Here is a 24095-nt window from a genome sequence, read left to right on the forward strand (position 1 = left end):
CACGTTGTCGGGCCCGGTCAGTCGGCCGAGTTCTGCAACTCATCCGCCAGACTGGCGATCTCCTCGACGGCAGCCGCCAGCTCCTCGGCGCCGCGGGCCTGCTGCTTCGCCGCGGCGGACGCCTCGGCGGCGGCGCGCGACGCCTCCTCGGCGGCGGCGGCGATCTGCTGCACGCCCTGCTTGGCGTCCTCCAGCGCGGCAAGGATGCCGTCGGCGCCCTTCAGGATCACGTCGTTGCCCTCGACCACGACCGCCATGTCTCGGGTGGCGCTGGCGATGTTGACGGTGATGGCCTTGTTCTTCTCCACCTCCGAGGCGGAGGCCTGGGCGATGAATTCCAGGTCGCGGCGGACGGCCACGATCTGGTCCTGGGTCGCCTTGACCACGTCCTTGATGCGCTCGGCATTCTCGGCGCTGTCGCGGGCGAGGTTGCGGATGTCGGTGGAGACCACGGCGAAGCCCTTGCCGAACTCGCCGGCCCGCGCCGCCTCGATGGAGCCGTTGACGGCCAGCATGTTGGTCTGGATGGCGACGGTGGAGATGGCGTCCACGATCTTGTCGATGCGCCGGCTGACCAGCTCCAGCGCGGTGATCTGCTCGTTGCTCCGGCGCGTCTCGTCCAGCGCCTGGACGACTCCCTTGATCAGCCCCTCGACCGAGGCGCGGCTGCTGTCCAGCAGGTCGGCCATGCCGCGGGCGCGCTCCAGCGCCTGACCGGCATTGCCCTGGGACAGGCGGGCGCCCCGCTCGATCTGGTTGATCGCGGCGGAGGACTGCGCCGTCGCCGCCGACGCCTGCTGCGAGCCGCGGCTGATCTGCTCGATGGCGGCCATGATCTGGGTGGCGGCGCCGGAGATCTCCTGCACCGCGGCGGACAGCTCCTCGGCGGCGGAGGCGACCTCCTCGGCGCTCTTGGTGATGTCGGTGGAGTTGCGCAGCTCCTCCGCGATGGTCTGCAACTCGCCCGACGCGGTCTGCGACTGGTTCAGGGCGGCCGTCTGCTGATCGACCGTGCGCAGGGCCTCGTCGCAGGCCGAGGACTGCTCCTCGGCGGCGGCGGCGACGCTCTCGGACCCCTTCTGCGCCTCCCGCGCCGCCCGTTCCGATTCCACGGCGGCGCTGGCGATGTCCGCAGCACCCTTGACCAGCCCGGTCATGTCCTGCCGGATCTGGTCGAGCTGGACGCCCACCGTGCGGCCCTTCTCCACCTCGGAGCGGGCAGCATCGGCGCCACGGTTGATCCCGTCGGCGATGACCTTCACCTCGGACTGGATCTGGCCGACCAGGTCCTGGATCTCGCGCGCCGACTTCTCGGAGGTCTCGGCCAGGGTGCGCACCTCGTCGGCGACGACGGCGAAGCCCTTGCCATGCTGTCCGGCGCGTGCCGCCTCGATGGCGGCGTTCAGGGCCAGCAGGTTGGTCTGGTCGGCGATGCGGGCGACGGCCTTGACGATCTCGCCGATGTTGGCGGCCTGCTGCTCCAGCTCGATGATCATGGTCACCGAGGTCATCTGCCGCTCGGCATTGGCGCCGATGCTGCCGACCGAGGCGGTGATCTGGGCGCCGACCTCGGCCAGCAGGACCTGGAGCTGGTCGGACTTCTGACGGCTGGCATCGGCCCGCTCGCGGGATTCCAGGATGGCCGCGTTGATCCCGGTGATGGCGGTCAGGGACTGCTGCGCCGCACCGGCGGCCTGCTGCGCGCCGGCGGCGATCTGCTCCATGGACCTGCGGAGCTGCTCGGAAGCCGAGGCGGATTCGGAGATGCCGCTGGCCATCTGCGTGGTCGCCGATGCCACCCGTTCCGCCACCTTCTGCTGGCGGGCGAAGGTACGGGCCCGCTTGCGCTGGGCATCGGCAGCGGTGGAGGTGGCGCGCGTGCCGACCGGCGCGGCAGCGCTGGACGCCGACGCACGACCGACATCCATCTTCTTGACCAACGACATCTGGGGGGCTCCGTCTGAAATCCGCCTCCTCGGGGGGCGGCCGGCACGGTGGCACCGATCGACGGGCTCCGGAATCGGGGTGAACCCTATTAGGGAAAACCCTTACCCGCGGGGACGGCGGTGGCGGCGAGCGCCCCGGCGACGGCCGAGGACAGGTCGTCCGGCGAGAACGGCAGGCGCAGCACCGGCGCCTCTTCCGGCAGCAGGACGTCCGGCGCCGGCGCGGCACCATCGCCCGCCGCGACCAGCACGACGGCCAGATCCGGGAACAGGGGCCGGATCTCCCGCGCCAGCAGGCTTCCCGACAGGCCGCCGGGCAGGCGCGCGTCGCTGAGCAGCAGGTCGAAGGGCATCGCCTCCAGGCATTCCAGCGCCTGATAGCCGTCCGCCGCCGCGGTGACGGCATGACCGCCGCCGGCCAGGGCATCGTCCAGGGTGCGGCAGAGGGCGGCGTCGGCCGCCACCCGCAGGATGCGCAGGGGCGGCAACGCCGCCGGTCGGAGGGGCTGGGCGTGCGCCGGAAGCGAGGACGGAGGCAGGGCGGCCGGTGGCGCCCCTGTCGTCAGCGCCGCGGGCCGCCGCCCTGCATCCCCGGCGACGGAGAGGAGACGCCCGGTCAGGGTGGCGCCGCGGCCGGCGGCCTCCCCGATCTCCCGCACGGCGTCGGCCAGATCCGTGTCCGCGACATGGCCGGACAGCAGCCCGGCATTCGCCTGGATGACCATGAGGAGGTTGTTGAACTCGTGGACGATCCGGCCGACCTGCCATTCGAAGCCCGGCGGCTCCGCCGCTGCGTCGGACGCGGTCCCGGCGTCGCGGCCCGTAGCGTGCCCGGTGTCCCGGATGAACAGGGTGCGGTAGCGGACGGCGCCGCCGGCCCAGCAGCCGGTGGCGATCTCCGCCTCGAACGACCGTCCACCGGCCGCCACCGCCCGGACGCGGACAAGGCCGCCGGCGGGGAGCGGCCCGGTCAGGTCCGGCAGCAGCAGATGGAGCGGGCGGCCCAGCGTCTCCGCCAGGGAGCGGCCGAACTTGCGCTCCGCGGCCGGGTTGATCCAGGCGATCCGTCCGGCCGCGTCCAGCGTGACGAAGCTGTCCTGCGCCGTCTCCAGCGCGGCATGGTAGCGGGCGCCACGCTGCCGGCCGCGTCCTGGCCCGCCGCCACCCTGCCCGCTGCCCCCCGGCCCGCTGCCGCGGGGCGTCGCGGTCAGCCCGTCGAAAAGCTGGACGAGGCAACAGTCGGCCCCCTCCACCCGCAGCGGCCGGACGATGACGAGACGGGCGGGCGGGCGGGTGTCCGCCCCGGTGGCCCCAGGGCCGGGCGGGAGCAGCACGGACAGACCCGTCGCAAGCGCGTCCGCGACGGCACCGGCAAGGCATCCGGACCCGAGTTCCGGCAGCAGCGGCTCCAGCCGGAGGCCCCGCACGCTCCGCACCCCCGCACCGAAGCGCCGGCGCACCCAGGCATTGTCGCGCAGGATGCGGCCGTCGGCATCCACGATGGCAAGGCCCAGATCCAGCCCCTCCAGGTGCCGCAGCACCAGGGGCACGGTCCCCGGCGGGGCGGGGTCAGAGGGGAGCACGGCCATGGTCCGGACCCTCCGCTTCCTGCCGGTCCTGCGACCCGCGGCCCCCCTCCCGGACGGAAGCACGGTTGGCGAGGACGAGCACGCTCTGGTCGTCGATACGGGTGGTGCCGTCGCGCAGCAGGATCGCCGCCGCCAGAACGGACTCGACATGCCGCAGCGGGCTGCCGGCGAACAGCGGCACCAGGCCGCTGCACCCGTCGCTGTGCAGGACGACATGATCCCCCGGCCCCCAGGGGACGCTGGCCGTCGGCGGCGGTGCCGCGTTGTAGCCGACCACCCCCCAGCGGCTGTTCAGGGCGGTGCTGCCGGCCCGGGTGACCAGCGCGGCCGTGATGTTCCCCACCGCGGCATAGTCCACCGCGTCGGGGCGCAGCCGCAGGACGGTGGCCGCCGCCCCGCGGGTTCCGCGCAGGGCGGCGTGCAGGTCGGCCAGAGCCGCCTGCGGGTCGCAGCCGGCGGGCAGGGCGGCGAACGTGTCCTCGGCACGGCGCGCCACCACGCCCGCCGCCTCGCCATGGCCGAGCCCGTCCACCAGCAGGGCCAGCCCGTCCTGGCGGACCATCCAGCCGTCGCCGCAGTCGTCGCAGCCGGCCATCGGCAGCATCACGGCACCATGCTCGAAGCACCCGGGATCGGCGGGCTGCGGCAGCGCCTGTCCGCGGTCGCGCACCCGCGCCAGGACGACGGTCCCCTCTCCCGGGCGCGACTGGATGGCGAAACGGTCGGCCAGCCGGCGCACGGCGCCGAGGCCATAGCCCAGGCTGCGCCCCGGTCCCGGCTCCGGGTCGTGACGGTCGGCCAGGGCCCCGTCCAGGTCGGCGATGCCGGGACCACGGTCCAGCGACAGGCATTCGATGCCGCACCCGGCGACGGCCGCGCCGGGACCCGACCCCGGCGGCACCGGCGGAACGACACAGCGCAGCAGCAGCGCGCCGCCGCCGGCATGGCGGATCAGGTTGCTGCCCAGTTCGGCGACGATCAGGTGCAGGCGCCCCGCCGCCTCCCCGTCCAGATCGGCACGCGCCAGCAGCGCGGCACAGACTCCCCGCGCCGCGGCGAGATCGGCCGGGCCGTCGATGCGCACGCGGTGATGGCAGTGCGGGGGCAGCATCAGCGTTTCCAGAGGGTGAAGATCACCCGGGTGCCGGTGTCCGGGGAGGAGGTGACGGCGAATTCGTGGGCAAGCCGCTTGGTGCCGGGCAGCCCCAGCCCCATGCCCGCCCCGGTGCTGTAGCCGTCGCGCATCGCCCGCTCCAGGTCGGGAATGCCCGGACCCCGGTCCGCGAAGATCAGCCGCAGGCCGTTGCGGCCCAGACGCTCCAGCGGTTCCAGGGTGACACTGCCACCCTGGGCATAGAGGACGATGTTGCGCGCCAGTTCGCTGGCCGCCGTCATCAGCTTGGTCTGGTCCACCAGCCCGAAACCGACCCGACGTCCCGCCTCCTCCACGGCGCGGCGGACGGCCGGCAGGGAGTCCTCACCGACGATCGGAAGGGTCAGGGGGGGCGGCGTGGCGCTGCCCTGGGTCACGATCGGCCGCCCGCACGCTCCCGCAGACGGGCGAGACCATGCTCCAGCGTCAGGGCGGTGGCGATCCCGCCCAGGGTCATGCCCAGCTCGATCAGGGTGATCGCCACTTCCGGCCGCATGCCGGTGAGCATCGGCTCCACCCCCATGAGGCGCGCGGTCCGCGCCATCTGTTCCAGCACCCGTCCCATGAAGCTGTCGATCAGCCGGGCGTTGCTGACGTCGATCACGACGGCGCGGGCGCGATGCTCCACCAGCCGGCCGGCCACCTCCTCGACCAGACGCTCGGCCATGCGGTCGTCGGTCACACCGGGCAGGGTGACGACGAGAACGCCTTCGACGGTGAGGATATGCACGCCCTCCATGGATCAGGCTCCGGGAACGACCGTCAGGCGCATCCTGGTGAAACAGTGGCGCAGCCCCTCCGCTAGGGAGAAGCGCGTCTCGATGTTGGAGAGGTCGATGCCGAGCGCCACCATGACCTGGGCGATGGCCGGCCGGATGCCGGTGATGATGCACTCCGCCCCCATCAGCCGTGCCGCCCCGGCCGTCTTCGCCAGATGCTGCGCCGTCTGGGTGTCCACCGTGGGCACGCCGCTGATGTCCAGGATCGCGTAGCGCGAGCCGGTACGGGCGATCTCGAACAGCAGCTTCTCCGTGATCGCCTGCGCCCGCACGGAATCCAGGGTGCCGATGATGGGCAGCGACAGCACGCCTTCCCAGAGCGGCACCACCGGCACGGACAGTTCCAGCAACTCCTGGCTCTGGCGGCGGATGATCTGTTCCCGCCGGGCGATCAGGGCATCCATCGAATGCAGCCCCATGGCGTCCACCAGCAGATGGACGGATGTCATGGCCGGCGTGCCGTCGCCGAAGCGTTCCTGGAGGACGTGCTTGAGGCTGAAGACGAAGGTGGCCGTCTGCGAGGGGGAGACGCCCCGTTCCGCGAACTCCACCGACAACGCCGACAGCAGCTCGCGCAGTTCCTCCGACAGCGCGACCGGCTGCCGTTCCAGCGCCTCGACCATGCCGTCGTAGAGCCCGGCGGAGAATTCCCGCAGCAGGCGCGCCTCGATCCCGTGCGTCTGGAGTTCCCGCGACAGGTAAGATGCCCAGCCCTCCAGCACGGACTGGCGGTAGCGGCGAAGGCTGTCCGGCGTCGGACCGGCATCGGCAGCGGGGGCGGTGTCTTGCATCGGGGCTCTCCTTGTCGGTCGGCGCGGACGGATCAGGCCGGCAGCAGGTGGCTGACGGCCTGGATCAGCTCGGCCCGCTGGAACGGCTTGTAGAGGACCTGATCGGCGCCGAAATCCGTTCCCTCCCGGCGCAGATCCTCCGCCGTGAAGCTGCCGTTCGGCGCCCCGCCGGTGATGGCAAGGAAGCGGGTCCCCGGCGCCAGCCGGCGGCCCTTACTGATCACGGCGGTGCCGGGCTGGCCCGGCATCCAGATGTCGGTCACCACGAGGTCGATCCCTCCCTGCCGCAACCGGCCCAGCCCCTCCTCGGCGGTCGCCGCGCCGACGACGGCGTGCCCGCAGCCTTCCAGCACGACACGCAAGGAGAGCATGACGGAGGGGACATCTTCAACGACGAGGATCGTGGCCATCTTCCAGTTTTCCTTGCACGGCAGGCAGCAGCACCGTGGCGGTCGTGCCGCGACCGGGCATGCTCTCCAGAATGATCTCCCCACCCATCTCCTTGACCAGCCCGAAGGCGACGGACAGGCCGAGGCCGGTCCCCTGCCCCACGGGCTTGGTGGTGAAGAAGGGCTCGAAGGCGCGCTCCAGCAGGGCGGCGTCCATGCCGCAGCCGGTGTCCGTCACCGTGAGACGGACCTGCGGCCGGGGCTCCGACCGGGAGGGACCGCCCGGCACCAGGGCGAGGGCGACCTCGATCGTCCCCTCCCCCGCCATGGCGGCGGCGGCGTTGCTGGCGAGATTCAGCAGGACCTGGGTGAAGGCCGTGCGGTCGGCGCGGATGTCGGCGGGGCCGGCGCGGTCCTCGAACCGGATCACGATGGCGGGGCCGACGGCCTTGCGCACCAGGACAAGGGCGTCGCGCAGCAGGGCGGCGGCGTCCACCACCTCCGTCTCGCGGCCGCCGGGGCGGGAGAAGGCCAGCAGGTCCCCGATGATCCGCCGCGCCGACAGCGCGCAGTCCAGGATGGTGCGCAGGCAGGCCGTGTCGGCGGCGCCGTGCGGACGCAGCATCAGCTCCTCCGTCATCAGCGTGACGGGCTGGAGCAGGTTGTTGATCTCGTGCGCGACGCCGCCCATCATCCGCCCCAGCGCCTCGACGCGCTGGCGCTGGCGGTCGATCTCCTCGCGGCGGGCTTCGTCGGTCACATCCGCCTGGAGCCCGATATAGGCCGACAGGGTTCCCGTCTCGTCGTGGATGGGCGCCAGGACCAGATGGTTCAGGAAGGTAGAACCGTCCTTGCGGTAGTTCAGCAGGCGGACATCGGCGCGGCTGCCCGTGCGGATCGCCTCGTGCAGGACCCCGACCGCAACGTCATCCGTGCCCGGACCGTGCAGGAAGCGGCAGTTGCGGCCCATCACCTCGGCCCGGTCGTAGCCGGTCAGGGTCTGGAAGATGCGGTTGACGTAGATCAGCGGCGTGTCGGGCCGGCGCGCATCGGCGACGGCGATGCTGATGGGGCAGGCATCGATGACGGCCAGCAGCATCTCCCGCTCGCGCATGGCGTCGTTCAGCAGCGCCTCGAAGCGGCGCAGGTCGCTGACATCGTGCAGGGTGCCGAAGACGTGCGGCGCCCGGTCGCCGCCCGGACCGCCGGCGCAGACATCGAAATGCACGAAGACGATGCGGCCATCACCGTGGGCGATGCGGAACTCACCGGCGCGGGAAACGTCGCCCGCCGGCAGGAAGACATCCAGGAAGCCGGCCCGGTCCTCCGCCACCACGGCGTCGGCGAGCGCCCGGAGACCGCCCTCCTCCAGGCCACGGACGCCGAACCGGGTGCCGATCCAGCGCAGCGCGCCGGCCAGCCCCCCCGGCGGCTGCTCCGGATCGGGGGCGAAGTCGAAGAAGGCCATGCGCGCGCTCTGGAACGCGCGGTCCATCAGGGCTGCGCTAGCCGGCATCGCCCGCCTCCGGCGGCGCCATCAGGGTCTGCCGGTGGACGCGGTGCTGCGCCTCGGAGATGTAGAGCGCGGCGAGACCGTCGACGTCGATGTCGTCGGGCAGCAGGGCCAGGGCCTGCGCCACCACCTCCATCATCTGCCGGATCAGGTCATGTTCCTGCGCCTGTGAGAAGAGGATGTCATCGACCAGGTTCCGCACACGCCCGGCATCCTCCTTGCCCTCGCCGGTGACGACGGCGCCGTCCAGTCGGTCCAGCGTGGCGATCAGCTCGCCGCTGGATTTCTCGAAACGGGCCTGCACCTCGGCGAGCTGGGCCGCCAGCACGCGGCAGACCCGGACGCAGTCCTTGTGCGTCTGCATGGACCGGGCCTCACGCGGGGAGCAGTTGCCGGATGGTGGCGATCAGATCGTCGGGCTGGGTCGGCTTGGTCAGCCAGCCCGAGGCGCCGGCCGAGCGGGCCTCCGTCTGCTTGGTCGCCACCGATTCCGTGGTCAGCACGACGATCGGCGTGAACCGGGTGGGAGCGTGCTTGCGGGCCTCCTTGATGAAGGTGATGCCGTCCATCTCCGGCATGTTGATGTCGGTCAGGATCAGGTTGGGCTTCATGCCCCCCTTCAGCCGCTTCAGCCCGTCCTGTCCGTTGGTGGCGGTTTCGACGGTGTAGCCGTACTTGGCCAGGATGCGGGAGAGGCTCATCACCATGGTGGGCGAGTCATCGATGACGAAGATCAGCGACATTCAGGAACGTCCTTCCAGTTAATGGTGCACGACCTGCACGGGCACGGCGGCCGCCGGAACGGCAGCAGCGCCGGCCTGCGCCGGCATCATGCCGGCGCCGACCGTGCGGAGCTGGTCGCGCAGGTTGATCATCAGGCCATCGACCTGATTGGCGGTATCGAGGACCAGATCGGAGAGCATGCCGCTGTTGGCGGCGATCTGGGCGGCCTCGCGGATCTCCCGCGACAGGCCGAAGACGGAGTCCCGCATCTGGCCGAGGCTGCCCGAGACCTCGCTCGCCAGGGTCTCCTGGTCGTGCAGGGCGGTGGCGATGCGGCCGCTGGCGGTGTCGGTCATGGCGATGGTGTCGACCAGGACGCGCAGGGCCGCGACGGTGGACTGCGTCGTCTCCCGCATCGAGGCGATGCGGGCGGAGATGGTGTCGGTGGCGACCGCCGTCTGGTGCGCGAGCTGCTTGATCTCGGAGGCGACGACGGCAAAGCCGCGCCCCGCCTCGCCGGCACGCACCGCCTCGATCGTCGCGTTCAAGGCCAGCATGCGGGTCTGGCGGGCGATGTCGTTGATCAGCCCGATGGTTTCGGCGACATCCTCGGCCAGGGCGGCCATGGTGTCCACCCGCTCGCTGGTGGCCGCGGCACGGCTGGTCGCCGTCTTGACGACGTCCAGCGTGCTCTCGACCTCCTTGCCGATGACGCCGATGGCGGCGAACAACCCTTCGCCCACGGTGCTGAGGCGCTCGATGCAGGTCTCGGTGTCGCTGGCGCCGGTCATGGAGCGGCGGAACTGCTCGTTCGCCTGCTGGGCGGCGGTGGACATCTCCTCCGCCATCTCCCGCATCTGGAGGTTCTCCTGGACCACGGCGGTGACGGAGGTCTCGACCTGCTCCATGATCACGGAGCCGAACAGGCCCATGGCCGTCTGCAAGTCGTTGCTGGTGCCGGCGGGAGTGCCGGGCTCGAACAGCGTCGCGGGCACCGCCTCCCCTGTCGGCGCCAGGGCCGCATCCAGGGTCAGGCCGGAGGGGGACAGGCCGGGCCGCGACGGGCCGGAAGACGGGGAAAGACCTGCCGCGGCCGGGGCGGCGGTGGCATCGGCACCGCCGTCGGAACGGCGGGCCCGCAGGACCGGGACCAGCGCCGCCGCCACGCAGAGCAGGGCACAGACGATACCGAGCGCCCGCACGACAGCCGGATGCCCGGCCGCCAGCACAACGGCCACCGACGCCACGGCGGCGACGGCGAGAAGGACAGACAGGACAGGGTCGGCGGAAGCGAAGCGCCGCCCCGCCGGGCCGTGTCGTTCCATGAGCGTCATCAGAGGGCTCCAAAGACCGCGACAACGGTGCCAACGACCGGGGGCGGCGTAAATCAGGGTAAACCCTACAGGGCGGCGCAGGGCCCGGCCGTGTCCCAGAGGCGGGTCAGGTCCACCAGCGAGAGGGCGCCGGTCTTTTCCATGATGCGGGCGCGGTGCGCCTCCACCGTCTTGATGCTGATGCCCAGCACGTCGCCGATGGCCCGGTTGGTCCGGCCCTCAATGACCTGGCCCAGGACCTCGACCTCCCGTTCCGACAGGGCGGCGAGCTTGTCCGCGGCGGCACGGCGGCGCGCCGTCTCGGACGCGCGCAGGCGCGCGATGGCAAGGCAGGCGCGGACCTTGCCGACCAGTTCCGCCTTCTCGAACGGCTTGGTCAGGAAGTCGGTGGCGCCGGCCTTCATCGCCTCCACCGCCACCTCGATGCTGGCATAGCCGGTGATGACGAGGACGGGCGTGCGCTGGCCCCGGGCGCGCAGGGTCTGAAGCATCTCTATCCCGGTCATGTCGTGAAGCTGCACGTCCGCGATGACGCAGTCGCGCTCACCGACCCCGGCCTCCAGGAACGGGCGGCCATCCTCGTAGGTCCGGCAGGTGAAGCCATCGGCTTCGAGCAGCGTCCGCAGCGCCTTCAGGACCGTGGGTTCATCGTCGACGATATGGACGACCACACCGGCAGCGCCATCATACGGCATCGCTCACACCCTGGATGATCGGGATGCCGGCGGCATCCGGGAAAAGGCGGCATCCGGCCGCGTGCGCCGCACCGACCGGACGAGCAGGACTCCCACCGGCGACAGCCGCCCCCCGGTGGTCGGGAAGGGACAGACGTCACCCTTCCGGCAATATCCGGGAGGCGGGACCGGTTGGGTATCTAGACCGAGGAATAGGATTGGGCCGGACGACAGTCGCCCATCAAGCAGAACCGCTCCGGGTTCATCTTCCTGCGCCCGAAAGCCGCGCCTTTTTTACTGATATCTCAACGCATGCTAATTTCATTTCGCAGTTCGGGACCGATCCTGACTCCCGCTCATCCGGTCGCGCCATATCCGTGTGGATGCCCGCGGCGTGAAGCCCCGATGCGGCGGAGGGGCGCTGGGGTCCGGCAGGGACGGGGCGGAATGACCCTGGGCGGTATCGGTGCCCCGAGGCGGCCCGGGGCCGGCCCCTGCTCCGAGTGGAGGCTGTGCTTGTCAACCGAGGTGTTCCCATGCCGGGAAGGCGCGGTATCATGCCCGAAGCCCCGACTTTCTGAGGTCATCGTTCATGTCCAGCGTCCGGACATCGCCAGGTTCCGGAGAACCCGCCCCTGGCAAAGTGGAAAAGTAACGTCGCATGACACATCCCTCCTGCTGTGTCGGGCGACCGGACGACGGTTCTGCGGTCCCTGGGGGCAGCCCGAAGCCCACGATCGATGTCATCATCGTCAATTTCCGCTCAGAAGCCCTGATCCGAGCGTGCGTCGGGTCGCTGTACCGGTACCCGCCGGAAACCTGTACGGTGAGGCGGATTTTCATCGTGGACAACTCTTCCGACATGTCGGAAGCCCTGCTCGGCGCAGAGGTCGAGATCCTGCGTCCTGGGCGGAATCTAGGGTTCGGGGCCGCCTGCAATCTCGCCGCGCAGCATTCGACCGCCGATCTGCTGCTTTTCCTGAATCCGGACGCGGAAGTCCTGGATGGCACGCTCGACGGAGCGCTGGCCGCGCTTGGAGAGGCGGCCGCTCCGGGAAACCCCGCCGCCAGCAGCCCGAAGGCCACCGTTGGCATTGTCGGTGTCCAGCTGGTTGATGCATGCGGCAGGGTCCAGCGCACCTGCTCGCGCTTTCCCCGACCGGCAACGCTCCTGGGTCAGGTTCTGGGGCTCCATCTTCTCCTTCCCGGCCGGTTCGGCCCCTTCATGACCGACTGGGATCATTCGGAAACGCGCTCCGTCGACCAGGTGATGGGTGCGGTCATGCTCACACGCCGCTCCACTTTCCTTGACCTGGGCGGCTTCGATCCCCGTTTCTTCCTTTACTATGAAGACATGGATTTATGTTTACGGACCACGGCAGGGGGACAGGAAGTCCTCTATGCTGCCGATGTGCAGGCCCGTCATATCGGCCAGGGCAGCAGCCGGACGGCGGTAGCCCTGCGTCTGCACCAGTTCCTGCGCAGCCGGGTCCTCTTCACGCGAAAACATTTTGGAGTCATTCCAGCGGTCGCTCTTGCCATCGCCAGTGCGACTGTGGAACCTGTGCTGCGACTGGCTCAGGCAGCCGCGCGCCGCGAAAGCCCCGGCCCGGTGGTGCTTGGTTTTCTTGGATTCTGGCGGGATCTCCCGACGCTCTTCTGGAGTCGGAATGGGACGCCCTGATGAGAGTGGCAAGGCGGGGCCGTGAGCATCGAGCGGTCCCGGCATGAACCTTGCCTATGCAGAAACCCGTGGTTCAACCAGACACTCAGCCGTGATATGCAACGGAAGTTCGGGGCGCTCCGCTGGCGCGTTGGCGGCGGCGAAAAGGAAGACATGGAATGCGGACAAAGCCTAAAACCGAGCTGACCCTCGCCTTGAAGGCTTGTGGTGGCGGTTTCGCCATGGCCGGCGTGTTCAGTTTTTTCATCAACATGCTGATGCTGGTGTCGCCGCTTTATATGCTCCAGGTCTATGACCGGGTCCTGGGCTCGCGCAGCGAAGCCACGCTGCTCATGCTGACGATTGTCATCGTCGGGCTGCTCGCGGTCATGGGGGCCTTGGAACTTCTTCGCTCCCGTGTCCTGGTCCGGATCAGCAACAGGATCGACACTCGGCTTGCCGAGCGCCTTTTCGAGATTGTCTATGAGCGGGCCCTGCGACTGCCGCAGGCAAGCCGCAGCCAGCCGCTCGCCGATCTGCTTACACTCCGGCAGTTTCTTACGGGTCAGGGGCTTTTCGCGTTCTTCGATGCCCCTTGGGCCCCTCTCTACATGGCCGTCGTCTTTCTTCTGCATCCGCTGTTGGGGATCATCGCAGTCTGTGGTGCGGTAATCCTGGTCGCCCTTGCGATCGCCACGGAGATGCTGACCCGCAAGCCTCTCGCCCAGGCGAACCAGGAGCAGATGCTGGGCAGCCAGTTCGCCGAGACGAACCTGCGGAACGCCGAGGTTCTGGAAGCCATGGGCATGCTGCCGGGCATCCGGCGGCGCTGGTATGACCGGCACCGTAAGATGCTGACGTTGCAGGCGATCGCGAGCGACCGGGCCGGCGCCATCTCATCGATGACGAAGTTCGTGCGCATAACGTTGCAGAGCCTGATTCTGGGCGCCGGCGCATGGCTTGCCATCCGCCATGAGATCACGCCCGGCGTGATGATCGCGGCCTCCATCATCGTCGGGCGGGCCCTGGCGCCCGTGGAGCAGGCGATCGGCACCTGGAAGCTGCTGTTGCAGGCCCGCAGCGCCTACGAACGCCTGACCGAGATGTTCCAGAAGCTCCCGCCGCGGCCGCAACCCATGCCGCTGCCGGCACCGACCGGCGCCTTGGCGGTCGAGGGACTGGTCGCGATCCCGCCGGGCAGCACGGTTCCCGCCCTGCGGGGCATCAGCTTCCAGGTGGAAGCGGGAGAGACCATCGGGATCATCGGCCCCAGCGCCGCCGGGAAATCGACGCTCGTTCGCATGCTTGTCGGTGTCTGGCCCGCCTATGCTGGGAAGATCCGTCTCGACGGTGCCGACATCGGCCAGTGGGATCGTACACAGCTCGGCCCCCACATCGGATATCTTCCCCAGGATGTCGAGTTGTTTTCAGGCACCATCGCCGAGAACATCTCGCGCTTCGGTTCGGTCGACCCTGACAAGGTCGTCGCGGCGGCCCGGATGGCGGGTGTGCATGACCTCATCGTCCGCCTGCCGCAAGGCTACGACACGCAGATCGGCGAAGGCGGCAGCGTCCTTTCCGGTGGCCAGCGACAGCGCGTTGCTCTGGCCCGTGCCTTGTACGGGGATCCGGTCCTGGTCATTCTCGACGAGCCGAACTCCAATCTGGACGACGAAGGTGAATCTGCGTTGGTCAGGGCCATGGCCCAACTTCGTGAACGCGGCGCAACCGTGTTGATCGTGGCGCATCGCCCGAGCGTTCTTACGAGCGTTGACAAGATCATTGTCCTCCGGGATGGGGCGATTCAGATGTTCGGCCCCAGGGCGGATGTCATGGCACGCTTCGCACGCCCCGCCACCCCCGTGCAGGCCGAGAATGTGACGCAGCTGAAGTCGGGAGTGGCCTGATGACGATGCTCGACCTCGTTCCGACCCAACGGTCGGCAACCACTATCGACAACCGGATGCAGGAAGCCCCGGTTCCGACCAGTTTCAAAGGGGTTGTGATCAGCGGCCTTGTCCTGCTGGGCGTTACCTTCGGCGGTGTCGGAACCTGGGCCGCGCTGGCGCCCCTGAGCAGTGCGGCCATCGCCTCCGGTGTGCTGACCGTTGCCTCCAACAACAAGCTCATTCAGCACCTCGAAGGGGGGATCGTCAAAGAGATCAAGGTTAAAGAGGGCGATATCGTCGCTGCCGGCGACACCCTCGTCGTGCTGGACCCGACCAGGGCAGAAGCGCAGGTTGACATCGTCCGGGGCCAGCTTGACGCGACCCTGGCCCTGGAGGCCCGTCTTCTGGCGGAACGCTCCGGCGCCGACACGGTGCGCTTCCCTGAAAGCCTGACGCAGAACGCCTCGGACCCGGATGTCGCCGCTATCATCGACAGCCAGAAGAAGCTGTTCGAAGCCCGCAAGCTTTCTCTGGAAGGGCAGATCACCATACTTCGCAAACGTGTCGTTCAGGCCCGTGAGCAGATCGGCGGTCTCGAAGCGCAGCGCGACAGCAATGACCGGCAGATCACGCTGATCGAAGATGAACTCAAGGGTCTGCGCGAACTCTACGACAAGGGTTATGCGCCGCGAACCCGTATTCTGGCTTTGGAGCGCGAAGCCTCCCGGCTTCTTGGCGAGCGCGGACAATACGGGGGCGAGGTTTCCCGGGTACAGCAGGTGATCGGCGAAACCGAATTGCAGATCATCCAGGTCCGCAAGAACTTCCAGGAGGAAGTCGCCAAGCAACTTCAGGAAACGCAGAACCAGATCTTCGATCTGCGGGAGCGCCTGAGGGCCGCAGAGGATGTTCTGACCCGTACTGTCATCACCTCCCCCGAAGCCGGCAAGGTGACCGGTCTGAAGGTCCATACCGTGGGGGGCGTCGTCCCGCCGGGGGATGTGATGCTCCAGATCGTCCCAGACAACGACGATCTGATCATCGAGGCCCAACTCCAGGTGACGGACGTGGACAATGTGCATGTCGGGCAGGAAGCCGATGTCCACCTTACCGCGTTCAGCCAGCGTGTTACGCCTGTCGTCACCGGCACTGTGGCAAATGTCTCCGGTGACCGCTTCCAGGACCAGAGGACCGGACTTCCTTATTATACTGTCCGGATCATTGTATCTGAGGAAGAAAGAGCAAAGCTGGGCGACCTTCAACTGCTCCCTGGCATGCCTGCGGATGCTTATATCAAGACCGGAGAGAAAACCCCGCTTCGTTACCTGTTCGACCCGCTGATACAGGTCATAAACAGATCCTTCCGGGAGAACTGATCGGCACGCGGGTCGGACGTGACACAGCCGGGACAATTCCGACCCGCCCCTCCCTATCTCCTTGCGGAATGGACAGGAGATACTTACACATTAACACTATTGGGAATGGGATGGTTGGCCGTCCAGAGGCTGCTCCTGCAATAGGATGGAAGGCGTGGTCAGTTCCGTTGTCATCCCGCTGAGGCGATCGGTCCAACCGCGAACCAGGTCCTGGGCAAACCAGGAACTGGCGGAATTCTATCGCGTCGTCGAAATTCTGAACCGCGCAGGACTCGCTGTGTCAATCGACAGCGGGTGGAGCGACGAGGGCGATCCCTGGCTCGTGTTCCTGCGGGATGATTCCAGCGACGTCATCGCTCATTTTGCCAAGATCGACGGACGGCTTGTCGCGTCGAACGGAGCCACCGGCGACACGATCCGCGGGACCGACTTCCGCGATCTGCTCAACGCCCTCGTCCGGATGCAGCCGCTGGTATTGCCCCCCTCTAATCCAGCCACGGCCAAGCTGTATCTTCACCCCAGCGTCGTTCTGAGCGCCTTCGTCGCGGCGGCGCTGATGCTTCTTTCTGACATCAACCCGGCAGAGGCATCCGAAGTGCCGTCGGGTCAGGTGCCGAAGGAGGGCGGACCGGAAGGGGGGGGCGACGCTGCCGCGGATCCGGAAGCGGTCATCCGTCCCGCTTCCAGCCCGGTCGCCGCCGGCCGCGCCTTCGACGGGCCCAGGCAATGGGAGACGCTGCGGACCAGTCCGAAAGCCGACAGTATCTTCAGCCAGGCCCAGTTCGCCGCCCTGACTGCCGTTATCGGGACGGCCGTCATGCTGCTGGAGTCGGCCGGGGATGCCGCCGCATTTTCGGAACCGGAAACGCCATTCACCCATACCGGTCAGTTTGTTCAATCCGAGGCACAGTTCCTCCCGACCGGTTGGGCGGTTGCTGGCCTTGCTCATGATGGACGTCAGAAGCCCATTCTGACCGAGATGGCCGTTGCCTCTACGGCAAGCGCGGAAACTGCTCCGGATGGCGATCGTAGCCTGCCGATGGTGTCCTCTTCACCGTTCATTGTGCAGGAATCTGTGGGAGAGGATTCACGGGTCGGCATTGACAGTGTCCTGGTCAGTAACGACACCGTCGTGATCAGCCACGATCTGCTGGAATTCGGGGAAATATCTTCTGCCCCCCATGGGAAGTTTCTGACGGTCGCCCCGCTTGATCTGGCGGCTGCGCACTCCATCGTCTTCCTGCCCCAGGGGGGCGTGATCGAGGTGAGGATCGTCCCCGTTCTCGCCGAGATCCTGCCCCTGGCCCCAGGGAAAGCGGTTGAGGTTCAGTTCGACATCCTCCTGGATACGGTGGCGACGCCCGCGGATGTGGCCCAGTTGCCCCCGTCACCGGATTTGGCGCGGGGGAAGGAGGTTTCTCCCCTGGCCCGTGATCCGGCCACGGGAGATTCGGGTAATCCGGATGATACGGCGGCGGGAAAGGTCGATCATACGCCGACTGCCCAGAATCCAGACCCGGCTGCTTCATCTCCTCCATCCCCGCCCTCCCCGAGCGACAGCCAACCTGCGTCTCCAGCATCCGCTACAGAAGAACAGCCGGCAAAGTCGGCGTCTCATCCGCCAGAAGCACCATCGTCGACGCTTCCTGGTTCCGCAGACCTTCCATCTTTCGGGAAGATCATCCTGGCCGACGGAAGTTCCGATTACGCGCTCACAACGGGCCGCGAGACCATCGTCTTTACCGGCGGCAACGTCACTCTGTTTAATTTCCAGTTCGGCACGGACCGGTTGATCATAGAAACCAGCAATCTTGATCCGTCCTCGATGGGTATTACGTGGTCAGACGAGGGTTCGCTGATCATGACTTTCAGCGATAATTCGACGCTGACCTTCATTGGACTGGCAGGCTGGGATAATGCCGGAGGCTGACGCAGATGTCGCCGGTCGATTTTTCCCTCTGGACAGCGTGAGAAACAGGACGCTCAGGCCTTGATCTGGAGCAGAGCAGCGGGTGTCTGACGTCCGGAAAGCTTGAACCGGCGGGACGCGAACCGGGAAGATGGGATAAGCATTCAAATGTATGAGAATATTGTTTCCGTTTCTGCCGATGTTCATGGGCGGAAACGCCTGAAGCAAGTTACAGACTATTCGTTCGCGGACAAACTCACCGCGGTTCCCCTGACCATTCCCGAAACAATGGTTGCGGCCGCAGAGTACCCCATCGGTTTCACGAAGAACAACGACACCCTTGAGCCAAGCGCCCTTCTGGGATTGGCAAACGGTCGAAACCTTTTTGTTGACGCGAACGGTCGGTGGATCGGGAATTATATCCCGGCGATCGTTCGCCGTTATCCTTTTGTCATCGGGCATACGCCGGGTGACCGTAATCTGGCGCTTTGCATTGATGAAAGTTCTGGGTTGTTGTCGGAGACGGAAGGGGAGCCTCTGTTCACAGAGGACTTGCAGCCAGCACCGACTCTTGTGAAGACCCTTCAGTTCTGTAAGGAACTGGAATCCGCCCGGGGCGCCACTCTTCTGGCGACAACCGCGATCGTGGAAGCTGGATTGATCCAGCCATGGCCCTTGAAGATCCAGCAAGGAGATTCCGTCCGGGAAATCAGCGGCCTGTTCAGGATCGAAAAAGCAGCATTTTTCTCCCTTTCCGATGAGAACGTCCTCAAGTTGCGCGCCAACGGGGGGCTGACTCTTGCATACGCCCATTTGATTTCGATGCACAGATTGCAGGCGTTGGCGAAAATGACCCCGGCGGTGGCGCCGCCGCAACCAGCTCCCCCCACCAAACCCACATCTGATCTCAGTCGGGTCCCATCCGAGGATCTTGTCTTCCGTTTCTGATGCGGGCCTGCCCCTGGTCCGTTCTTCCGGAGGTGCAGGAGACGTCCGACGGTCCGACCCTGGAAAGGCTGCCGCCACCTATTCGGCCGCGATCTTCGCCCGGTTCTTCTCGATGCGCTCGATCACGGCGGTTCTCGTGTGTCCGCCCGCCAGGATCTCGACCTCATCATCGACGCAGCCCCCGATCAGCGCCGCGGCGATCGGCTCCCGCCACTGCACGATGCCCTCATCGGGGCGGTTCTCGCTGGCGCTGATGCGGAAGCGCCGCGGGCGGCCCGGCTCGTCGTTGAACCGGACCACCACCAGATCCCCGATCTCAACCACGGCGTCGTCGCCGACCGGCAGCGGAACCACCTCCCCGGGGGCCGCAGCATCGGCCGGCGTCCGGTCCACCGTGGTCGTTGCCGGGGCGATGCCTTCGGACGCGGCGATGCCGGTTTCCTCCGCCGGGGCGGACAGGTCGATGTGCCGGGTATAGACCATGTCGACCGGTGCCGCCCCGATCGGGTCGATCCCCAGATCGTCGAGCACCCGCCGCAGATCGCCGAGGCAACTGTCGGGGTCCGTGATCCAGCTCGACCCCCAACAGCGCCAGAACCGCCAGCCCAGCCGTTCCAGAGACTTCTGGCGCCGCAGATCCGCCGCCCAGCGGTCGGGGCCGTGATACTTGTCGCCGTCGAGTTCGATGGCGAGGCGCCGGTCATTGCGTCCTTCGATGACGAAATCGATGCGCCGCCCGCCGACGGGGACCTGCGGCCGGATGCGGTAACCGAGCGCCAGCAGGCGTCGCCCGAAATCCCGTTCGAAGTCCGACTCGCAGAGGGCCAGAATGTCGCCGGCACCGGCGATGTTGCCGCCCCCCATCGGATTGCGGAAATGCTCAAGGACCGCCAGCTTGAGGTCGGAAGGCTTCAGGTGGCTCGATGTCACCGAGCGGACCAGGACCATGCGGTCGCGTGCCCGGGACAGGGCCACGTTGAACCGCTGTTCGAAGAGGCGCGACGTCTGCGCGATCGCGGTCCGCGGACAGGCGACCATCGAGAGGAAGATGATGTCCCGCTCCTGCCCCTGGTACTTCGCGGCGTTGCCGCACATGATGCGGTGCCGTTCCATGATCTCGGCGCCGAGGTCGCGGATCAGCCTGTCGTAGATCAGCTTCGCCTGCTTGTCGCCGATCAGCGAGATGACGCCGATGGAGCGGCGGGCATAGGCTGGATCGGCCGTCAGGGTGCGGATCTCCTCGACGATCACCTCCGCCTCGGCCGGGTTGACGTCCCGCAGCTTCCGGCCGTGCGGGACAAGGATGTCGATCAGCGGCGGGTCGAGCCGCTCGGAGGCCGTGGGCAGGCGCAACGGGATGAGCGGATGCGGATAGAAGCGGCTGGAGAACCGGATGATCGGTTCAACGCAGCGGAAATGCTCGCGCAGCAGGATCGCCTTGCCCGGAAAGAGCATCCCGCCGAGTTCGTAGAGCGATGTCGCCGGGTCCATCTGGTTCGCGAAGGGGAGGCCGCCCAGGAACGTCGTCCGGAGCTGGATGATCTTCCGGTCCTCGACACCGATCAGGGTCGGGGAAACCTGCCTGTCGTCGCCGACGATGAGGACCTTCTTGCCGCGGAGCAGCGCCGGCAGGGCGGTGATGTCGGACTGCGACGCCTCGTCGATGATCACCAGATCGAACGCGGCCAGTTGAGCGGGAAGCTGTTCGGAGACCCGCCACTCGGGCAGGATCCAGCAGGGAATCGCGGCCGCTGCGTCCAGCGTCGCTTCCCGGATGATCCTCCGCTGCCGGTCCGCGCCCCGCCCGGTCCCCTTGCCCAGCTTCGCGATCGCCGATGCGAACTTGGCGAGCGCCGCCTCGACCCGCTCCGTCAGGCCGCGCTTCAGCCCGAGATAGGTCCGCAGCCGGATGACATCCGTGAAGATCCGCTTCTGCTCGGCCTCCGCTTCGACCCGTTCCTGCGTGAGCCGGCCGATGCGGCCCCTGTCGTCGAGCGAGCGGATGAAGCCGTCCGCCCGGGCCCACTCCCATGTTGACCGCCAGGGAACCGCGGACCAGGGGCTGTCCCCCGGAGCGTCGTTCCGCAGGCGCTCCGCCCAGCGGGGCGCACCGGAGTCGGCGACCCTCGCCATGATCGTGTCCAGTCTGGCGATCAGGGGCCGCAGGCCGTCCAGGCGGCGGGCCTCCTCCTGCACCTGCTTCCAGGCCTGCGCCAGAGCGCCCTGGCCGACCTCCGGATCGCCCAGGGCCTCAAGGCTCTGACGCACGGCCGAGTGCCAGGGCAGGCTTCCCTCCCCGGCCAGCTCCCTCAGATGCCGGCGCACGGCCTCCGCATCCGCCAGCTCGGCCCGTTCAAGGCTCGCCTCCAGCGCCGCCAGGGCCGGCGCACAGCGGCCATGGTAGAGCGCCTCGTCCAGATCGACACCGTAGGGATAGAGCTGCCTCAGGAGCTGAAGGCGGGCCGGAAGCACCTCCAGCAGCGCCACCATCCCTTCCAGCAGGCGTCCCAGGCGCATCAGTTCGTCAAGGCCGGCTTCCGCTGTCCGGGGCAGAGCCGGCACGCCGGCCAGCCGGGCGATCGACGCCCAGCGGTCGAGGAAGGCGATGGCATCGCGCTGCCAGTCCCGGAACCTGACGACCGTGCCCCAGTCCTCTGCCGAGGCCGGCGGGCGGCCCTCGATCTCGACCTTGACGATACGGGCCTTCAGCCCTCCCTTGAGGAAGCCGAACAGGCCGAAGGGCTGCCGGCCGGCGGCGAGATCCTCAAGGGCGCGGTTGAACGCCTGATCGTCCAGGGGCACCTCCCCGTGCCGGACCCCCTTCAGCGCGAACTCGCGGCCCTGACGGTTGAGAGCGGCCCAGGTCGTGAACGACTGGTGCATGGCCGTGGCCACGGCCGGGTCCATCCGCTTCACCCCGGCCAGGGCGTGATAGGCGTCAAGGAGCCATCCCTCGGCCACCAGCTCCCCGATCAGACCGGAGACGTCGCGGAGCCAGACCCTGATCTCCCGCGCCTGGTCCAGGCCCACGGCATCGACCGAGACATAGGGGACATCCCCCCTCTCGGCGCGGCCGTCAATCTCGGTGAGGCGCTGTAGTTCCCCGTGAGCCGCCAGAACGCGGGCCATGTCGGGCAGCGTGGCGGGATCGGGAAGGTCGGAGACGCCATAGATCAGATCCGCCCCGAGGGTGCGCCGCAGCTCCTCGGCCTCGGCGATGTCCCCGTCCGTGAAGCGGGGGTCGAACCGCGCATCCAGGGTCAGGGGGTCGGGAAACCAGGCATGCCGCGGCCGCTGTTCCGCGACCGTCCGGGCCAGCTCCATGGGCAGGAGCGGGCGATCACCGCACGCCACACGGGCGAGATTCCGCTCGGCATGGGCTTGAAGCTCGTCATCGATCTCCTGGATACGCTGCTTCAGGGTGGCAAGGCGGGCCTGCTTCTCGCCGATCTCCCGTTCGACCTGCCGCACATTGACACTTTTCGCCTCGCCCGCGAGGACGGTGACGGCCTGCTCCAACTGCCGGCCGCCCTCCCGGTCGTTGTGGATGACGGCGATGGCCAGACAGCGGATCTCCGGCGGCAGCTTCTCCTGCAAGGCGGTCAGGGCTTCCGGGGTCTTCGCCGTGACCAGAACGCGCCGGTTGGTGGCGAGGTAGTGGCAGATGATGTTGGCGATCGTGTGCGTCTTGCCTGTCCCGGGAGGCCCCTGGACCAGAACGCCGTCGGCATCGCCGCTTTCCAGGCGCTCCATGATGGCGATCTGGTCATCGTTGTAGGACAGGGGAAAGAAGTAGGTCCGCCGGCCCGCCCCGGACGCCGTCCGGCCATCGCCGTCGGCCGCTCCGGTTCCCGGGCCCGTTCCGCCCTTCCAGCCGATGCTGGCCTCGGGCAGCACGAGGTCCGTGCTGCTCAGGTCGATCGACGCTCCGTCCTCATAGGGCCGTCTGTCGCTCGGCGGTTCGACAAGGCGCAGCGCGGGCCGGGGCAGGCCGGCCTCATCCTCGGCCGTCTCGATGCAGCGGATCAGGCGCTCCAGATCCTCCCGGCGGAAGTCCTCGCTCCGCTGGCGGACATAGAGCGCCCAGGTGTCCGTGATCGTCAGCGCATCCGTGATCTCCGGCACGGATCGGTCGGACGCGTCCTTGCGCAGGTCGGGCCAGTAGGCGCCGGTGCTGGACAGGCGGGCGGCGCAGGCACGCAGCAGCGCCTCGAAGGTCCGGGGCTCGAACGGAGAGAAGCCGAGATCCGGGTCCTCCAGCCCCCGTTCCAGTTCGGCCGCCAGATCCCGCTGCAACGTCTTCGCCCCATCGATCTCCAGCTCGTGGAACGGACGCAGGTTGATCAGGGGCGGCGTGCTCCGCGGCCGGACCAGGATGGCCCCGTCATCATGCAGGTCCAGCTCGACCAGTTGCTCGATCAGGGGAACATTGACGCGGGCATCGGGCCGGCGCCAGCGCGCCATGCCGACACCGAAGACAAGGTCGATCGGGTTGTCGTCGCCGAGCGACAGGACGCGCTGACAGGTCTGGTACAGTCTGTTGTAGAAGTCGATCGAGCGGCGGACAGGGCGCTCCCTGGCCGCCCACGCCGCCCAGGGCCCATCCAGGTAGGCCTGCCACAGAGCCCGGAACTCCGGCATCGCGGCGGTCCGGAGCAGCACGTCCAGGCGGTCCTGCGGCTCGCTGTCGGACGGGAGCGGCCGCATCACGTCGGCCGGATCGGTCAGCAGCTTCGCCTCGAAGAGATCGGAGATCTCCTCAGGGGCGAGAGCCAGCATCCGCTCGGCCTCAAGTTTCGGCGGGCTGTCGGGAGACGGGCGGGCACCGAACGCCGCCCAGCCGGAAAAGAGCGGATCGGGCAGCGGCGGCGGCGTCTCCCGCAGGCGCTGGACCCGGATCCATGTCTCGCCATCGACATTGACCTCCACCCCGGGGAGGTCGCGGATCTGCGCCTCCAGGAAGCTCGGATAGGGCTCGCGCGCGATGTCGAGGATGACCCTTTCGTTGAGTGAGAGGAGGCCCTGCGTGTACCGGAGGACGTTCTGCAGGCCTTTCTGCTTATCGGCGAACTCCGACATCCCAGGACGCTCCGGTCTACAGCCACCAGACAGATGTTCTACCGCCGGCCGGGGTCGCTTGGAAAGAAAGGGCTTGGGAGTGTCCCGGAGTGCAATGGCCGCAGCCGGTGCGCGATGCATGACCTGCACCCTACAGCCGGGCCGGGCACAACCGCGCCGCCCCTGCCTGGGGCCGGCACGATAACGGGGCCGGGCTGCGGAGCGGGCCTTTTTGCTCCGCCTGCTTCCGCGGTGCTTCCAGGCAGCAAAAAAGGCTTAGCTCCGGGAGGGTCTAAGCCTTTGATGTTATTGGTTGCGGGGGCAGGATTTGAACCTGCGGCCTTCAGGTTATGAGCCTGAC

At 68.0% G+C, this 24095-nt stretch carries 18 protein-coding genes; 5 read left to right on the top strand and 13 right to left on the bottom strand.

What is annotated here, in order from left to right:
- Positions 1 to 17 precede the first annotated feature (17 nt).
- From ACFQPS_RS19825 to ACFQPS_RS19880, 12 genes are all read right to left on the bottom strand, one after another.
- The gene (locus tag ACFQPS_RS19825; RefSeq protein WP_377361043.1) at positions 18 to 1946 is read right to left on the bottom strand and encodes a methyl-accepting chemotaxis protein; all 1929 of its coding nucleotides are present in this window, start codon (positions 1944 to 1946) and stop codon (positions 18 to 20) included.
- A gap of 89 nt (positions 1947 to 2035) precedes the next feature.
- Positions 2036 to 3535 (bottom strand): PAS domain-containing protein, encoded by a 1500-nt coding sequence (locus ACFQPS_RS19830; protein ID WP_377361045.1) that lies wholly within the window; start codon positions 3533 to 3535, stop codon positions 2036 to 2038.
- Entirely contained in the window at positions 3516 to 4646 is a 1131-nt protein-coding gene (locus ACFQPS_RS19835; RefSeq protein ID WP_377361047.1) for an ATP-binding protein, read from the bottom strand. Before ACFQPS_RS19835 ends, ACFQPS_RS19830 begins: the two co-directional genes overlap by 20 nt.
- Positions 4646 to 5065 (bottom strand): anti-sigma regulatory factor, encoded by a 420-nt coding sequence (locus tag ACFQPS_RS19840; protein WP_377361048.1) that lies wholly within the window; start codon positions 5063 to 5065, stop codon positions 4646 to 4648. Before ACFQPS_RS19840 ends, ACFQPS_RS19835 begins: the two co-directional genes overlap by 1 nt.
- Positions 5062 to 5427 carry an STAS domain-containing protein gene (locus ACFQPS_RS19845; RefSeq protein WP_377361050.1) on the bottom strand — a complete coding sequence of 122 codons (366 nt, stop codon included), beginning with the start codon at positions 5425 to 5427 and terminating at the stop codon, positions 5062 to 5064. Before ACFQPS_RS19845 ends, ACFQPS_RS19840 begins: the two co-directional genes overlap by 4 nt.
- Positions 5428 to 5430: 3 nt before the next feature.
- Entirely contained in the window at positions 5431 to 6258 is an 828-nt protein-coding gene (locus ACFQPS_RS19850; RefSeq protein WP_377361051.1) for an STAS domain-containing protein, read from the bottom strand.
- 32 nt (positions 6259 to 6290) lie between these two features.
- Positions 6291 to 6668: a response regulator gene (locus ACFQPS_RS19855; protein WP_377361053.1), complete on the bottom strand. Its 378-nt coding sequence runs from the start codon at positions 6666 to 6668 to the stop codon at positions 6291 to 6293.
- Positions 6646 to 8163 (bottom strand): ATP-binding protein, encoded by a 1518-nt coding sequence (locus tag ACFQPS_RS19860; protein ID WP_377361055.1) that lies wholly within the window; start codon positions 8161 to 8163, stop codon positions 6646 to 6648. Before ACFQPS_RS19860 ends, ACFQPS_RS19855 begins: the two co-directional genes overlap by 23 nt.
- On the bottom strand, positions 8153 to 8524 hold the full coding sequence (locus ACFQPS_RS19865; protein WP_377361057.1) for a hypothetical protein: 372 nt from the start codon (positions 8522 to 8524) through the stop codon (positions 8153 to 8155). Before ACFQPS_RS19865 ends, ACFQPS_RS19860 begins: the two co-directional genes overlap by 11 nt.
- A gap of 10 nt (positions 8525 to 8534) precedes the next feature.
- Positions 8535 to 8903, bottom strand: a complete 369-nt coding sequence (locus tag ACFQPS_RS19870; protein WP_377361058.1) for a response regulator — start codon at positions 8901 to 8903, stop codon at positions 8535 to 8537.
- Between the two features lie 18 nt (positions 8904 to 8921).
- Positions 8922 to 10217: a methyl-accepting chemotaxis protein gene (locus ACFQPS_RS19875; RefSeq protein ID WP_377361060.1), complete on the bottom strand. Its 1296-nt coding sequence runs from the start codon at positions 10215 to 10217 to the stop codon at positions 8922 to 8924.
- Between the two features lie 65 nt (positions 10218 to 10282).
- Positions 10283 to 10912, bottom strand: a complete 630-nt coding sequence (locus tag ACFQPS_RS19880; protein WP_377361061.1) for a response regulator transcription factor — start codon at positions 10910 to 10912, stop codon at positions 10283 to 10285.
- A 640-nt stretch (positions 10913 to 11552) separates the two neighbouring features.
- Between ACFQPS_RS19880 and ACFQPS_RS19885 the strand changes: the two genes are divergently transcribed.
- The 5 genes from ACFQPS_RS19885 to ACFQPS_RS19905 all read left to right on the top strand — a co-directional run bounded on the left by ACFQPS_RS19885 (position 11553) and on the right by ACFQPS_RS19905 (position 18676).
- Entirely contained in the window at positions 11553 to 12575 is a 1023-nt protein-coding gene (locus ACFQPS_RS19885) for a glycosyltransferase family 2 protein (protein ID WP_377361063.1), read from the top strand.
- Positions 12576 to 12733: 158 nt separating this feature from the next.
- A complete protein-coding gene (locus ACFQPS_RS19890; RefSeq protein WP_377361064.1) occupies positions 12734 to 14461 on the top strand; it encodes a type I secretion system permease/ATPase in 1728 nt (575 codons plus the stop codon).
- Positions 14461 to 15819, top strand: a complete 1359-nt coding sequence (locus ACFQPS_RS19895; protein ID WP_377361065.1) for an HlyD family type I secretion periplasmic adaptor subunit — start codon at positions 14461 to 14463, stop codon at positions 15817 to 15819. Before ACFQPS_RS19890 ends, ACFQPS_RS19895 begins: the two co-directional genes overlap by 1 nt.
- 154 nt (positions 15820 to 15973) lie before the next feature.
- The gene (locus ACFQPS_RS19900) at positions 15974 to 17749 is read left to right on the top strand and encodes a hypothetical protein (protein ID WP_377361067.1); all 1776 of its coding nucleotides are present in this window, start codon (positions 15974 to 15976) and stop codon (positions 17747 to 17749) included.
- 147 nt (positions 17750 to 17896) lie between these two features.
- On the top strand, positions 17897 to 18676 hold the full coding sequence (locus ACFQPS_RS19905) for a SapC family protein (protein WP_377361069.1): 780 nt from the start codon (positions 17897 to 17899) through the stop codon (positions 18674 to 18676).
- A gap of 78 nt (positions 18677 to 18754) precedes the next feature.
- Here ACFQPS_RS19905 and ACFQPS_RS19910 read toward each other — a convergent pair whose 3' ends face one another.
- Positions 18755 to 23755 (bottom strand): AAA domain-containing protein, encoded by a 5001-nt coding sequence (locus ACFQPS_RS19910; protein WP_377361071.1) that lies wholly within the window; start codon positions 23753 to 23755, stop codon positions 18755 to 18757.
- Positions 23756 to 24095: the final 340 nt, after the last annotated feature.

The organism is Rhodocista pekingensis, from assembly GCF_042665545.1.
GTDB classification, from domain to species: Bacteria; Pseudomonadota; Alphaproteobacteria; order Azospirillales; family Azospirillaceae; genus Rhodocista; species Rhodocista pekingensis.

Coding starts and splice junctions, on each gene's coding strand:
- ACFQPS_RS19825 (WP_377361043.1), bottom strand. CDS start 1,946: ATGTCGTTGGTCAAGAAGATGGATGTCGGTCGTGCGTCGGCGTCCAGC.
- ACFQPS_RS19830 (WP_377361045.1), bottom strand. CDS start 3,535: ATGGCCGTGCTCCCCTCTGACCCCGCCCCGCCGGGGACCGTGCCCCTG.
- ACFQPS_RS19835 (WP_377361047.1), bottom strand. CDS start 4,646: ATGCTGCCCCCGCACTGCCATCACCGCGTGCGCATCGACGGCCCGGCC.
- ACFQPS_RS19845 (WP_377361050.1), bottom strand. CDS start 5,427: ATGGAGGGCGTGCATATCCTCACCGTCGAAGGCGTTCTCGTCGTCACC.
- ACFQPS_RS19850 (WP_377361051.1), bottom strand. CDS start 6,258: ATGCAAGACACCGCCCCCGCTGCCGATGCCGGTCCGACGCCGGACAGC.
- ACFQPS_RS19855 (WP_377361053.1), bottom strand. CDS start 6,668: ATGGCCACGATCCTCGTCGTTGAAGATGTCCCCTCCGTCATGCTCTCC.
- ACFQPS_RS19860 (WP_377361055.1), bottom strand. CDS start 8,163: ATGCCGGCTAGCGCAGCCCTGATGGACCGCGCGTTCCAGAGCGCGCGC.
- ACFQPS_RS19865 (WP_377361057.1), bottom strand. CDS start 8,524: ATGCAGACGCACAAGGACTGCGTCCGGGTCTGCCGCGTGCTGGCGGCC.
- ACFQPS_RS19870 (WP_377361058.1), bottom strand. CDS start 8,903: ATGTCGCTGATCTTCGTCATCGATGACTCGCCCACCATGGTGATGAGC.
- ACFQPS_RS19875 (WP_377361060.1), bottom strand. CDS start 10,217: ATGACGCTCATGGAACGACACGGCCCGGCGGGGCGGCGCTTCGCTTCC.
- ACFQPS_RS19880 (WP_377361061.1), bottom strand. CDS start 10,912: ATGCCGTATGATGGCGCTGCCGGTGTGGTCGTCCATATCGTCGACGAT.
- ACFQPS_RS19885 (WP_377361063.1), top strand. CDS start 11,553: ATGACACATCCCTCCTGCTGTGTCGGGCGACCGGACGACGGTTCTGCG.
- ACFQPS_RS19890 (WP_377361064.1), top strand. CDS start 12,734: ATGCGGACAAAGCCTAAAACCGAGCTGACCCTCGCCTTGAAGGCTTGT.
- ACFQPS_RS19895 (WP_377361065.1), top strand. CDS start 14,461: ATGACGATGCTCGACCTCGTTCCGACCCAACGGTCGGCAACCACTATC.
- ACFQPS_RS19905 (WP_377361069.1), top strand. CDS start 17,897: ATGTATGAGAATATTGTTTCCGTTTCTGCCGATGTTCATGGGCGGAAA.
- ACFQPS_RS19910 (WP_377361071.1), bottom strand. CDS start 23,755: ATGTCGGAGTTCGCCGATAAGCAGAAAGGCCTGCAGAACGTCCTCCGG.